13 protein-coding genes are annotated in these 13,183 nt (G+C 66.4%); 5 read left to right on the top strand and 8 right to left on the bottom strand.

The genetic code is table 11. The annotated features are described in order from the left end of the window. Nucleotides 1-3 precede the first annotated feature (3 nt). The gene (locus ACZY1I_RS04050; protein WP_463752966.1) at nucleotides 4-843 is read right to left on the bottom strand and encodes an SDR family NAD(P)-dependent oxidoreductase; all 840 of its coding nucleotides are present in this window, start codon (nucleotides 841-843) and stop codon (nucleotides 4-6) included. Continuing rightward, nucleotides 840-1,445 carry a TetR/AcrR family transcriptional regulator gene (locus tag ACZY1I_RS04045; protein ID WP_463752965.1) on the bottom strand — a complete coding sequence of 202 codons (606 nt, stop codon included), beginning with the start codon at nucleotides 1,443-1,445 and terminating at the stop codon, nucleotides 840-842. The genes ACZY1I_RS04050 and ACZY1I_RS04045 overlap by 4 nt, the downstream gene beginning before the upstream one ends. Nucleotides 1,446-1,489: 44 nt before the next feature. Here ACZY1I_RS04045 and ACZY1I_RS04040 point away from each other — a divergent pair, with 44 nt between their 5' ends. Further along, a complete protein-coding gene (locus ACZY1I_RS04040; protein WP_463752964.1) occupies nucleotides 1,490-2,620 on the top strand; it encodes a phosphotransferase family protein in 1,131 nt (376 codons plus the stop codon). After that, nucleotides 2,620-3,744, top strand: coding sequence for an Rv3169 family protein (locus ACZY1I_RS04035; protein ID WP_463752963.1), 1,125 nt, complete (start codon nucleotides 2,620-2,622; stop codon nucleotides 3,742-3,744). Before ACZY1I_RS04040 ends, ACZY1I_RS04035 begins: the two co-directional genes overlap by 1 nt. On the opposite strand, the gene ACZY1I_RS04030 is transcribed toward ACZY1I_RS04035, so the two are convergent. Continuing rightward, complete coding sequence (locus ACZY1I_RS04030) at nucleotides 3,745-4,743, bottom strand: TIGR03617 family F420-dependent LLM class oxidoreductase (protein WP_463753501.1); 999 nt, start codon at nucleotides 4,741-4,743, stop codon at nucleotides 3,745-3,747. It lies immediately after the preceding gene. A gap of 71 nt (nucleotides 4,744-4,814) precedes the next feature. On the opposite strand from ACZY1I_RS04030, the gene ACZY1I_RS04025 reads away from it, so the two are divergent. Then, nucleotides 4,815-6,158 carry a flavin monoamine oxidase family protein gene (locus ACZY1I_RS04025; protein WP_463752962.1) on the top strand — a complete coding sequence of 448 codons (1,344 nt, stop codon included), beginning with the start codon at nucleotides 4,815-4,817 and terminating at the stop codon, nucleotides 6,156-6,158. Between the two features lie 5 nt (nucleotides 6,159-6,163). Here ACZY1I_RS04025 and ACZY1I_RS04020 read toward each other — a convergent pair whose 3' ends face one another. Next, complete coding sequence (locus ACZY1I_RS04020) at nucleotides 6,164-7,138, bottom strand: alpha/beta fold hydrolase (RefSeq protein ID WP_463752961.1); 975 nt, start codon at nucleotides 7,136-7,138, stop codon at nucleotides 6,164-6,166. A gap of 164 nt (nucleotides 7,139-7,302) precedes the next feature. On the opposite strand from ACZY1I_RS04020, the gene ACZY1I_RS04015 reads away from it, so the two are divergent. Beyond that, nucleotides 7,303-8,715 carry a flavin monoamine oxidase family protein gene (locus tag ACZY1I_RS04015; RefSeq protein ID WP_463752960.1) on the top strand — a complete coding sequence of 471 codons (1,413 nt, stop codon included), beginning with the start codon at nucleotides 7,303-7,305 and terminating at the stop codon, nucleotides 8,713-8,715. Between the two features lie 13 nt (nucleotides 8,716-8,728). On the opposite strand, the gene ACZY1I_RS04010 is transcribed toward ACZY1I_RS04015, so the two are convergent. After that, complete coding sequence (locus ACZY1I_RS04010) at nucleotides 8,729-9,103, bottom strand: nuclear transport factor 2 family protein (protein WP_463752959.1); 375 nt, start codon at nucleotides 9,101-9,103, stop codon at nucleotides 8,729-8,731. A gap of 25 nt (nucleotides 9,104-9,128) precedes the next feature. Then, nucleotides 9,129-9,830 (bottom strand): potassium channel family protein, encoded by a 702-nt coding sequence (locus ACZY1I_RS04005; protein WP_463753500.1) that lies wholly within the window; start codon nucleotides 9,828-9,830, stop codon nucleotides 9,129-9,131. Between the two features lie 288 nt (nucleotides 9,831-10,118). Here ACZY1I_RS04005 and ACZY1I_RS04000 point away from each other — a divergent pair, with 288 nt between their 5' ends. Next, complete coding sequence (locus ACZY1I_RS04000; protein WP_463752958.1) at nucleotides 10,119-11,615, top strand: potassium/proton antiporter; 1,497 nt, start codon at nucleotides 10,119-10,121, stop codon at nucleotides 11,613-11,615. Here the strand turns inward: ACZY1I_RS04000 and ACZY1I_RS03995 are convergent, their stop codons facing one another. Then, complete coding sequence (locus tag ACZY1I_RS03995; protein ID WP_463752957.1) at nucleotides 11,616-12,317, bottom strand: acetoacetate decarboxylase family protein; 702 nt, start codon at nucleotides 12,315-12,317, stop codon at nucleotides 11,616-11,618. Next, nucleotides 12,314-13,153, bottom strand: coding sequence for an SDR family oxidoreductase (locus ACZY1I_RS03990; RefSeq protein WP_463752956.1), 840 nt, complete (start codon nucleotides 13,151-13,153; stop codon nucleotides 12,314-12,316). The genes ACZY1I_RS03995 and ACZY1I_RS03990 overlap by 4 nt, the downstream gene beginning before the upstream one ends. Nucleotides 13,154-13,183 lie beyond the last annotated feature (30 nt).

Here is a 13,183-nt window from a genome sequence, read left to right as displayed (position 1 = left end):
CGCTCAGACCGTGAACGGGGTGAAGCTACCGTCGAGCACCTGCAGGTGACCGATGGTGCGTCCGGTGACCACGCTCGGGTCCACTCGGGCCAGTTGCACTGCGGCTTGGGCGAATTCGTCTGCGGAGCTCTCTTCGTCAAAACCGTGGGCGTAGTAGGACAGGCCTGGGGTCATGATCGGTTTGGACGGCGCCAACGCGTTCACCGCGATGTTGTAGTCGGCGAGGTCGAATGCCGCGCATTGGGTGAGATGCTCGAGTGCCGCCTTGGAACCGCCGTACCCGGGCAGCACACCGGCAGTGCGGTTCGGGTAAGGCCCATCGCCGGGAAGCCGCGAGGCGATCGAGGTGATGTTGACGATCGAGCCCGCACCCGCGCCGATCATGTCGGGGCTGACCAGTTGCATCAGCTCATAGGCGGCGAATATCGAGATTTCGAAGTGCCGGCGGTACGCGGCCAGCGGGGTACTGACGAACCCCGGCCAGCCGGGCTTACGGGCTGGCTTGGGCGCCTTGGCCTTTGGCTCCGCACCCGGTGTCGGCGGGCGGCCAGGCGCGGTGAACGCCGCATTGTTGATCAAAATCGTGATGGGGCCCAGCGCATCTCGAGCCTCGTCGACAAGCCGAGCGATATCGTCGCGATCGGTCAGGTCGGCCCGCACCGCCACCGCCCGCCCTCCGGCGGCCTCGATCTCGGACACCGTCTCGCCGATGGTTCCGGGCAACCGGTCGTCCCACACCTGTTCGGTCCGCCCAACCACGGCCACCGGGACGCCATCGGCGGCCAACGCCAAGGCGATTGCCCGTCCCAACCCGCGACTGGCGCCGGTGACGATCGCACTCATCGGTTCACCCCGTGCACGATGATGGCGGTGGTCTGATCCACCCACTCGTCGTTCAGCCTCCGGTTCGGGTACAACAACATCCGCAGCATCGTGGCTCCGCCAATCAACTCGATCAATCTGTCCGGGTCGACATCGGGATGTGCCTCACCACGGTCGACGGCCTCCCGCAACCGCACCTGCACCGCCGCGAAAAGGCCGGCGAAGCGTCCCATCACCCGCGCATTCAGTTCGGGGTCGGCGGTCATATCGGCCACCAGTCCTGGCAACGCGGCCCGCACCACCGGGGTGGTGAACACGTCGCGGGTGGCCTCGATCATCATCCGGATATCGGCGGCGAAATCGCCGGCGGGAGCCACCAGAGCGGTCGGCGCCACCGGGAACGCCGCCTCATGCACCAACTCGGCCTTGCTCGACCACCGCCGGTACAAGGCCGACTTGGTGGTGCCGGCACGTTCGGCGACCGCAGCCAGGCTGAGGCTCGAATAACCAATCTGCACAAGCAGTTCCGCGGTCGACGCCAAGATGGCCGAGTCGATACGCGGGTCCCGCGGACGCCCGGCACCAGAGGCGGCCTTGTCAATGGATGACGTGTCTGCTTTCATAACGCTACCTACCGTATCGTAATTACCTCACGAAGGAAGTACCCGTGGCGAATGAACCGGCGGTCGAAGATGTCGGCCCCATGCAGCGCTCGAGCCGCGACATCACCACCGTCCCCCAACTGATGTCGCAGTGGCTGTCGGCGGTGCTGCCTGTCGCGCCCGACGTGACAGTGCACAGCGGCATCGACTCGACGGGTATGTCGTCAGAAACCATCCTCCTGACCGCCCGCTGGGATGAGGACGGGCAACCGGTGGAACAGAAACTGGTGGCCCGGGTGGCGCCCACCAACCAGGACGTGCCCGTCTTCCCGACCTACCGCCTCGACCATCAATTCGAAGTCATCCGCCAAGTCGGTGAACTGACCGACGTGCCCGTCCCGCAGGTGCGCTGGATCGAGAACACCGGAGACGTGTTGGGAGCGCCGTTCTTCTTGATGGACTACGTCGACGGCGTGGTACCGCCCGATGTCATGCCATACACCTTCGGCGGCAACTGGTTCGCCGACGCACCCGCCGACCAGCAGCGCAAGCTGCAAGACGCCTCGGTCGCGGTGCTGGCCACGCTGCATTCGATTCCCAACGCGGAGAAAATATTTGGGTTCCTGACCGAGGGCCTGTCCGGCGACACGGCACTGCGCAGGCATTTCGGCTGGGTGAAGTCGTGGTACGACTTCGCCGTTCCCGACATCGGACGCTCCCCCTTGGTGGAGCGCAGTTTCCAATGGCTGGAAGACAATTGGCCGACCAAGGCAGCGGAGCGCGAGCCGGTGCTGCTGTGGGGCGACGCCCGGGTGGGCAACGTCCTCTATCAGGACTTCGAGCCGGTGGCGGTGCTGGACTGGGAGATGGTGACGCTGGGCCCGCGCGAGCTCGACGTCGCCTGGATGATCTACGCGCACAAGGTATTCCAGGAACTTGCCGGCCTTGCGACGCTGCCGGGCCTGCCGGACGTGATGCGCGAGGAGGACGTGCGCGCCACGTACAAACGCCTGACGGACGTGGAACTCGACGACCTCAATTGGTTCTACGCGTATTCGGGCGTCATGTGGGCATGCGTCTTCATGCGCACCGGCGCCCGACGGGTGCACTTCGGTGAAGCCGAGAGACCCGACGACGTGGAGTCGCTGTTCTACCACGCCGGATTGATGAAACGCTTTATCGGAGAGGAGCGCTAATGCCGCATTCACTAGGCCCGCTCGACGAGTACCCGGTACACCAGGTTCCCCAGCCGATCGCTTGGCCCGGATCCTCCGACCGCAACTTCTACGACCGCTCCTACTTCAACGCCCACGACCGCACCGGCAACATCTTCCTGATCAGCGGCATCGGCTACTACCCGAATCTCGGGGTCAAAGATGCGTTCATGCTCATCCGGCGCGGGGACACCCAGACCGCGGTGCACGTTTCGGACGCCATCGATCAGGACCGGCTCAACCAGCACGTCAACGGTTATCGGCTCGAGGTGATCGAGCCACTGCGCAAGCTCCGCATTGTGCTCGACGAAACCGAAGGCATCGCAGCCGATCTCACCTGGGAAGGCCTGTTCGACGTCGTTCAAGAGCAGCCGCACATCCTGCGGGCCGGCAACCGGGTGACACTCAACGCGCAGCGGTTCGCCCAGCTGGGTAGCTGGAGTGGCCAGATCGTCGTCGACGGCGAGGAGATCCCCGTCGACCCCGCGGTATGGATCGGCAGCCGGGACCGGTCGTGGGGCATCCGGCCGATCGGCGAAGCCGAACCCGCCGGCCGGCCCGCCGACCCGCCGTTCGAGGGCATGTGGTGGCTCTACGTACCGATCGCGTTCGACGACTTCGCCATCGTGCTGATCATTCAGGAGGAGCCCAACGGCTTTCGCTCGCTCAACGACTGCACCCGGGTGTGGCGGGACGGCCGCGTCGAACAACTCGGCTGGCCGCGGGTCAAGATTCACTACCGGTCCGGCACCCGCATTCCCACCGGGGCGACCATCGACGCGACCACACCCGACGGCACCGCGATCCACTTCGACGTGGAATCCAAACTGCCGGTGCCGATTCACGTCGGTGGCGGGTACGGCGGCGACTCGGACTGGCTGCACGGCGTATGGAAGGGCGAGAAGTTCGCCGAGCGGCTGACCTACGACATGACCGACCCGGCCATCATCGGCCGGTCCGGTTTCGGCGTCATCGACCACGTAGGGCGGGCAGTATGCCGGGTTGGCGACGTGGACCCCGTCGAGGGCTGGGGCCTCTACGAGCACGGGGCGCTGGGTCGTCACGACCCGTCGGGGTTCGCCGATTGGCTTACTGTCGCGCCGTAATCACTTGAGCTCGTCGATGATCTCGGCCAAGGTAGACAAGCCGATCGGCGCTGCCTGATACAGGAACACCGTGTCCGAGACACCGTCGAGACGGTCCCGGATGTGGGCGGCGATCTCCGACGGAGTGCCACACGCCGCGATGGTGTGCATTATCTCGTCGTCGATCAACCCTGCCATCTCCTGCCAACGCCCCTGCTTGGACATGGCGTTGAGCTCGGGCTGCAGATCCTCCCAACCGTGCGCGGCCAGCACTGGCCGGTACGCGGGGGTGGATCCGTAGAACGACAGCAGCCGCCGGGTTCCGGCCGCCGCCGCTTCGCGCTCCGCGTCGGTACTGCCTGCAGACACGATGATTTCGGGAATGATGTTGAAGTCCTGCGCGGTGCGGCCACCGGCTTGCAGGCCGGCCCGCACCGAGGGCATCGTGTTCTGCTGCAGGAACCGCTTCGAGCCGAACGGCATCACCAGCAAGCCATCGGCATGTTCGGCGGTGGCGCGCGTCAGCCTCGGCCCGAGCGCGCCCACGTAGATCGGCGGCGGACCGTATGGATTCGGGCCCGGGTTGAAGGCCGGTGTCATCAGCGTGTGGCGGTAGTAGTCGCCCCGAAAGTCCAGGCGGCTGCCGGAGTTCCAGGATTCGAAGATGGCCCGCAACGCCGCGATCAGCTCGGACATGCGCGCCACCGGATGGTCGAACTCGGCGCCGAATCGCTTCTCGATCTGCGGGCGAATCTGAGTGCCGAGCCCCAGAATGAACCGCCCGGCACTGAGCAGCTGGTGATCGTTGGCCTGATGCGCCAGATGTATCGGATTGCGCGGGAAAGCGATCGCGACATTCGTCATCAGGCTCAGTCCGCCAACCCCAGCAGCCAGGGTCAGCGGCGCGAACACGTCGTGCGCACCTTCGAAGGTGGCGACACCACTTGCGCCGGCATCGCGCAGCTCACGCGCCCGTTCGGCTGCATCGGCGAGGCCATACAGAGCGGTGAAGACCTTCATGTACCTACCCAACAGCGAAGCGGCCAAAAAAATCAGGGTACGGAACCGTCGAAATGCTGTTCACTGGAGCGGTGACAAACCCAGCGTGGACTGTCGACGTTGTCGTGGTGGGCGCTGGCTTTGCCGGTCTCACCGCAGCCCGGGAGCTTAAGCGACAAGGTCATGATGTGCTGTTGTTCGAGGGCCGCGACCGTGTCGGTGGGCGCTCGTTCAGCGGCAGCGTCGCCGGCCTGCCGGTGGACAGGGGCGGCTCGTTCGTGGGCCCCACCCAGGACACGGTGCTGGCGCTGATCGCCGAGCTGGGACTGCCTACCGTCCCGACGTACCACCGCGGCAAGAATGTGATCCATTGGCGCGGCACTTCGCGCGCTTACAGCGGCACCATCCCCCGGCTATCGCTGATCGGGCTGCTCGACATCGGCCGCCTGCAATGGCAATTCGAACGGCTATCCCGCACTGTTCCGATCGCGGCACCCTGGGAAGCCAAGCGAGCCAACCAACTCGACAGCGTTTCTCTCGGCCAGTGGCTGGGCATGGTTCGCGCCACCGCATCCTCGCGCGACCTGATGGCGATCATGACCCGGGTGACCTGGGGGTGCGAGCCCGACGACGTGTCGATGCTGCACGCCGCCCGCTACGTGCGCGCAGCAGGCGGCCTGAACCGGCTGCTGGACACCGAGAACGGCGCCCAGCAGGACCTGATCCCCGGCGGCACCCAACAGATCGCCGACCGGGCGGCTGCCGAACTCGGCGATCGCGTGGTTCTCGACGCCCCAGTCCGTTGCATCCACCGGCACGGCTCCGGCGTCACGGTCGTCTCCGACCAGGGCGAGGCCGAGGCCGGCTACGTCATCTTGGCGGTTCCGCCCGCCCACCGCGCCCACATCGAGTTCAATCCCCCGCTGCCCCCCGAGTACACCGAACTCGCCGAATGCTGGCCGCAAGGTCGGCTGAGCAAGGCCTACGCGGCTTACGAGACGCCCTTCTGGCGCGACAGAGGCTTCTCCGGCTCCGCGCTACTGGACAAGGGCCCGGTGTTCATCACCTTCGATGTCAGCCCGCAAGACGGCCCGGGCATCCTGCTGGGCTTCGTCGACCCCCGGGCTTTCGACTCCCTCACCACCGATGAGCGTCGCCGCGAGGCGCTGCGCTGCTTTGCCTCGCTGTACGGGGAGGAAGCGCTGCATCCGCTCGACTACACGGACTTTCGTTGGGGCGCCGAAGAATTCGCGCCGGGCGGCCCGACCGCCGCGGTGCCGCCCGGGTCATGGACGAAGTACGGGCGAATACTGCGCGAACCGGTCGGACCGATTCACTGGGCCGGCACCGAGACGGCAGACGAATGGACCGGGTACTTCGACGGCGCGGTTCGCTCCGGCCTTCGGGCCGCGGCTGAGGTTTCCGCCCAGCTGTAAAGCGGTTAAGAGCTGATCCGCTGGACTCGGTGGTGCCGGGCCCTCGCGACCTCCGCGAACCCGCGTAGCTGCCGGTTGACGTCTTCGTACTGTTCCAGCATGGAGCAGTGACCGCCTGGCAACTCGACCAGGCCGACGACGTTTGGTGCGGTGGCGGCGATCTTGCGCGCCTGGCTGATGGGCGTCAGCCGGTCGTGCTCGCTGCCGATGACCAGCGTGGGCACCGTGAGGCCGTCCAGGTTGAGGTGGCGCGATCCGACCTCGTCGATCAACATCCGAGCGCAACCCCCGCGACCCGCCGGCGATGTCTGCGCGAACATTTCGTATACCAACTCGACGACCGCCGGGTCCGCGCCGGCACCGACCGCCATCATCGCGACCATGTACTTGCTTGGCGCCCGGACCGCGCCTGGCAGCGGTAACCCGCCCACCGCGCTGATCAGCGTTCGGCCCGCCACATCCCGAGCCGGCGACAACCCCCGCGGCACCGAAAACAGCCTGATCTTGCGCAACAGGTCGCCGTTGGTCGTGTTGATCAGTGCGACGGCGTCGGCACGCCGGGAAACCTTGTGGCGGTAGCGCTGCGACCACGCTTGGATGGTCATCCCGCCCATCGAGTGTCCGGCGATCACCGCCCGCTCGTGCGGGGCCAGCGTCGCGTCCAGCACGCAATCAAGGTCGGAGGCGAGGTGTTTGAGGCTGTAGCCGCCGCGCCGCGGCACGCCGCTGCGTCCATGGCCGCGGTGATCGAAGGCGATCACCCGGTAGTCGCCTGCCAAGTCGGCGATCTGACGAGACCACGCCTGAATCGTGCAGACGAAACCGTGGGTCAGAACGATCGGATAGCCATCGGGCGGACCGAATACCTCTGCGTGCAGCGGGGTGCCGTCAGCCGCGCGGATTGTGAGGGATCGACTCGGGGGCAATTCCGCGGGCAATTGCTTAGCTGATCTGCCATAAGTGGACTTACGCGCACTCATCCGACGCTCCCCCCATTGGAGGCGGCTCCGTTGCCGACCTCCGGATGACAGCGAGTTTACCTGACCGTAATGTGCGCCCCGTCACAACCCGAGAACACAATCAGGTAACGACGCAGGAGAAAAGCCCGGGATTTCACTGGTCCGATTGTGAGAACCTGACACTCGTGTCCCAGATGTCGCGTCGGGAGTTCCTGGGAGCGGGCGCCCTGGCGGCCGGTGCCGGACTGGCCGCGGCTTGTGCGCCGGCCCAGGAACCGGCACGAGGAACCCGGGCACCCACGGGGGCAACTTCTTCGAGCGCCACCCCGCCGCCGGACACCGAGTCGGTGCTGGTCATCGGTGCCGGGATGGCAGGTCTGGCGGCGGCACGCAGCCTCGCCGACGCCGGCCGCCCGGTGCGGGTGATCGAAGCCCGGAATCGAATCGGCGGGCGGGTGAATACCAATCGCGACTGGGGTGTGCCCCTGGAAATGGGTGCTTCCTGGGTGCACGGCACTTCGAACAACCCGCTCATCGAGTTGGTCGGCCAGGTCAAGGCTCAACTGGTGCCCACCGACTACGACCACGCGAAGCTCACGGTCGATCCCCGACTGCAGCCACTGTCCTACAGCGCCAAGACCTGGCGCCGCCTGGTGGCCGACGCGCGCGACGAGGTCGACGACGGGAGTCTGGGCGCCGCGATCAAGGCCCAGGCCGATCGCGACAAACTGTCCGAATCCGACCGCGCCGCATTGGCCTACTACGTCACCACCGAGATCGAAGACGAATACGCCGCGGATGCAGACCAACTCTCGGCGACGACGTTCGACCTGGGCAACTACACCGGCGGTTCGCAGTCCGTCGTCACCACCGGCTACGACGCCGTGCCCCGCCTGCTCGCCGACGGGCTGCAGATCGTCCTCAATACCACCGTCAATTCCGTTGCGCGAACTAACAACTCGGTTACCGTCCGGGCCGGCGACCAGACCTTCCAAGGACCCGCCGCGATCGTGACCGTCCCGCTGGGGGTCCTGAAGTCCGGTGCACTCACCTTTGACCCGCCACTTCCGGATGAATACTCAAAGGCATTGAACGCGTTGGGATTCGGCGTGCTTTCCAAGAGCTACTTCCGCTTCGAGAAGCGCACCTGGGACACCGAGAATGCCTTCTTCCAATACCTGGGACCCGAAGGCGAAGCCGCATCGGGATGGTGGGCCCAGTGGTTCACCTTACCCGCCGCCGCAGGCCCGATTGTGTTGGCGTTCAACGCCGGTCACCGCGGACGCCAAGTCGAGTCCGCGTCGGCGACCGATGTGCTGTCGGGCGCGCTACCCATCGCCAGGCAACTTTTCGGCGCCGACGTCGCGCCGGTCGCGGTTCGATCGTCAGACTGGACCGTCGACCCCTACGCGCTGGGTTCGTATTCCTTCCATGCGCCCGGATCGGGTCTCGACGATCGCAAGCGTCTGCAGGAACCGATCGGCGACCGGCTGTATCTGGCCGGTGAAGCCGTCGGCGTGGACAACCCCGCCACCGTGCACGGCGCCTTGCTCAGCGGCCGTCGCGCGGCAGCCGAACTGCTGCGGCGACTACACTGAATCATATTGCAGCTCAATAGTTTTCCAGCGCGGCCACATTGCGCCAACTCGGCCAGGTGGTCTCCCACACCCGGTAGATCCGCCCGTCGCGGATCGCGACGATGAGCACCACCTCAATGCGCGTCGGTTCCTCACCGGGCCGCGCCGTGGTGATCCAGACCCGGCCGGCGACCTTGCCGGGGGCTTCCACCCAGGCCTCGTCGTCGTACTCGACGGCGTAGGCGATCTCGGTGGCGTAGATCTTGAGGTGGCTGGCGCGAAAATCGGTGAAGCCCTGACTCACCCCGTCGGAGTACATCACGAAATCGGGGTCGTAGAACCGCTCGAAGAGGTCCTGCTTGCCGACGACCATCTGCTCGAACATTTCACGGATAAGCGCAGCCGACATGCGGGGAGCATAGCGGCAGCGGCGGTTACCCCAGCTGGTCGATCTGGTTGATCGGCAACCGCCTGCGTCTGGCCCGGTTGACCGCGATCCACAACGCACGCTCGCGGGCATTGTCGGCGATGAAGAGCATCTCGTCGCCACCCTCGAGCACCTCGTCGGGCCGGGGAACCAGCACTTGGTCGCGTCGAACCAGAGTGACCAGACCGGTGTTCTTCGGCAATTTCAACTCATCCAGCCGCTGTCCGACCAACGGATTGTCGTCGGGCAAAGTCAGCTTCGTCAGGGCAGTCCGGCCTTCACGCAGACCCATCAAGCGCACCAGGTGGCCGACATCGATGGCACCCTCGATTCCGGCCACCATTGCGCCCGGCGTCGAGACTGCCACGTCGATTCCCCACGACTGGCCGAACAGCCATTCGTTGCGGACGTCGTTGATCCGGGCTACCACCCTCGGCACCCCGAACTCAGATTTGGCCAGCAGCCCCACCACGAGGTTGGCCTTGTCGTCTCCGGTCGCGGCGATCACCACGTCGCAGGTCTGCACGCCGGCTTCCTGCAACGCGGTCATTTCGCAGGCGTCGGCGAAGAGCCAATCTGCCTCGGGCACCTTGTGTGGCTCGAAGTTGCGCCGCTGCCGTTCGATCAACAAGACCTTCTGCCCGCCGTCGAGCAACTCCTGGGCAACGGAACGGCCGACATTGCCGGCGCCGGCAATCCCGATCCGCAACTTCCGCTTGGCCACGTGACCATCTTTGCGTATGCCCAGAAGGACGGCACGGCGCGCTGACCCGATGGTCGCGACCCGCTGCCCGCGGCGGACGCCGCGCTGGCGATCGCGCTGACCCGATGGTCGCGACCCGCTGCCCGCGGCGGACGCCGCTCTGGCGATCGCGACTGTGCGGCGCGCGCCCCGACCCCTCGGGCTGATTTACTGACAGGACGCCGACTCGGCGCCCTCGTCAAACAGATCGCGGTACGCAATCGCTGCCGTGGTCGGGTTCAAACGGGAAAGAAAATGACCCTGCAGCAGTTGTATCTGACTTTGTCGATCGGCGGCCTCGTGCTGCTGGCGAGCATTGTCGGTACCCGCGTGGCCACGGTTGTAGGGTTCCCCAGTCTGCTGCTGTTCCTGCTGGTCGGTGTCGCGATCGGCGAGGACGGACTGGGGCTGGAGTTCGACGACGTGGTCCTGGCCCGAAATGTGGGTACCGCGGCGCTGGCGATCATCCTCATCGAGGGCGGCCTGACCACCCGCTTCGGTGATATTCGCAAGGTACTGGCGCCCGCGGCTGTGCTGGCGACGGCCGGTGTGGTGATCAGTACGTTGGTAACGGCGGTAGGTGCGCATTTGCTGCTGCAGATGGACTGGCAACTCGCGCTGTTGCTCGGAGCCATCGTTTCGTCCACGGACGCCGCCGCGGTGTTCTCGGTGCTGCGGGTGCTGCCGCTACCGCGGCGCATCGCCGGCTTGCTCGAGGCGGAATCGGGCTTCAACGACGCGCCCGGCGTGATTCTGGTGCTCATGTTCAGCGTGGTGCCGTTCGATTTCGAGCCTGCGCACGCGTTCACCGATCTGTTTTACGAACTCCTCGGCGGGTCGGCGATCGGATTGGTGGTCGGCTACCTCGGCTCACTCGCGCTGCGGCGCATCGCGTTGCCGGCGTCGGGCCTCTACCCCATCGCGACGTTCGGATTGGGCCTGGTCGCCTTCGCCGCCGCCGGCGACGCCCATGCCAGTGGGTTCATCGCCGCATACCTGGCGGCGGTAGTCCTGGCCAACTCGGGACTGCCGCACCGGTCGGCTACTCGCTCGTTCGCCGAGGGTGTCGGGTGGCTGGCGCAGATCGGGCTGTTCGTGCTGCTCGGGCTGCTCGTCGACCCCAGCGAACTCGCGGTAGACGTGGTACCGGCAATCGTCGTCGGACTGGTCCTGCTGCTGATTGCCCGGCCGATATCGGTGATTGGTTCGCTCGTCTGGTTTCGTTTCCCCTGGCGCGACCAGCTCTTCCTGTCCTGGGCGGGGCTGCGCGGCGCGGTCCCGATCGTCTTGGCGACGTTCCCGATCGTGGCCGGCGTTGCGGGCAGTTCCCGGCTGCTCAACATCGTCTTCGTCCTGGTCGTGGTCTTCACGCTGGTCCAGGGCCCCAGCTTGCGCCCGATCGCTCGGGTTCTGGGCCTGATAACGCGTGAGGCGACCCGCGAGATTCAGGTCGAAGCCGCTCCCCTGGACATGCTCGATGCCGAACTGCTGACCATGACGGTGCAGAAGCCGTCGCGGCTGCACAACGTCACCATCCTCGAACTTCGGCTACCCGACCCGGCGGTCATCACGCTGATCATCCGCGACGGCCACACGTTCGTCCCCGAGCAGGACACCCGAATCGAGGCCGGCGACGAGCTCCTGATCGTGACGACCAGCAAGACGCGCGCGTCCGCCGAAGCCAGGCTTCGCGCGGTGAGTCGGCGCGGCAAGCTGGCGCATTGGTTCGACGAGTACGGGGAAGTCGACTAGCTACCGGAACTTGGGCTCGCCGAGGGTGAACACGGCGTCCTCGACGAACAACCCCACGTGTAGTCCCGAACGCAACCAGGTCGGCAGGGGCCCCGCCGAGGTGACGCCGACGGTCACGAACGCGGGCCGCACCCGGCCGGCGAAGGTCAGCAACGAGTCACCGACCCGACCGTCGGCGAACTGCTGACGGGCCGTGGCCTTGGTCTTGAGCGGGATCGCCGGACCCGCGACGCGGGGCGACGCGCTGACCGTCCAGGACAGCTGATCGCTGCTGCTGCCGGTGATGAGGCTGCCGTTGGCCAATTCGCCGTCGAACCGGGCCAGAGTCTTGGGCATGGCCCAGTTGGTTCGGCCACCGACCAGGCTGGATTGCGAATCCACCGACATGAACGCCACGTTGCCCCACGGCCGCAAGCCGGTGCGCGAGGCGATCATGCCGAGCACCTCGTCGTAGGCGCCTACCGGGGTGTCGGTGTACCGGACGAAGGCGCCCACGGTAGCCAGTGCCGGGCTGCCGGCCAGCGCCGACGGCAGGGCCGAGGCCGCGGCGCGACCACCGCGACCCAGCCACAGCAGCGCCGAACAGTGGCACTCCCACGGCGCAGGGGCGTCATTGCCGGGCAGCGTCGCAACCAACGCCTCGCTGAGGGCGGTCTCGGGCACACCCCGCAGCCCAGTCAACTCGATTCGGGCATTGCTCATGGTGACTCCTGATTCTCGATTCGGGCCTGATACGCCGCCCGCTTCTCACGATCCAGCTCTGAGGTGACCTTGTTTCCGCCAGACAAGCGGAAAGCGGCATCGACTAGGCCTTTCGGCAGGCCGGCTGTCCCGCGGGAGACCAGACCGACCAGCTTGGGAACGAACACCGTCCGCGACGCCCCTTTGGCGAGTTCGGTGACCACGGCGGCGGCCACCTCCTCGGGGTTGACGACGAGGAAACGTTCCAGCGGGCCCGGCGCCGCCATGCCCGCGATCAGTTCGGTGCGGACAAAGCCGGGGCAGATGGCCGAGATCTTGACCCCGCTGCCCCGCCACTCCTGACGCAGGGCCTCGCTGAATCCGACGACCGCGAATTTGGATGCGCAGTAGGTGGCGGCGTTGGGCGACGCCAGGGTGCCCATCACCGAGGCGATGTTGACGATGTGACCGGACCCGCTTTTGGCGAAGCGGGTGCCCGCCAGCCGGGTCCCGGTCAGCACCCCGAGCACGTCGATCTCGATGGTGCGCCGCGTGACGCCCGGGCTCTCGTCGAGGAATGGCCCGATCGGCATGATGCCCGCGTTGTTCACCAGAACGTCGAGTCCGCCGAGGTGGTCATCCGCGTGGTTGAGGAACGTCTCGAAGCTGGCGGGGTCCGTCACATCGAGGCGGTAACCCGCTGCTCCGAGTTCGGTGGCCGTCTGCACGACGGCGGCTTCCTGAACATCGCCGAGCGCCACCTCGGCGCCGGCGGCGATCAAGGCCTCGCCGATGGACCTGCCGATGCCCTGCGCCCCACCCGTGATGGCAACACGTCTTCCACGCAACTGAGACATATCGCCCAGAATGTCACAGTGCGGGTCTGG

The organism is Mycobacterium sp. IDUB_37, assembly GCF_055419245.1.
This window is presented reverse-complemented; position numbering and strand designations above follow the sequence as displayed.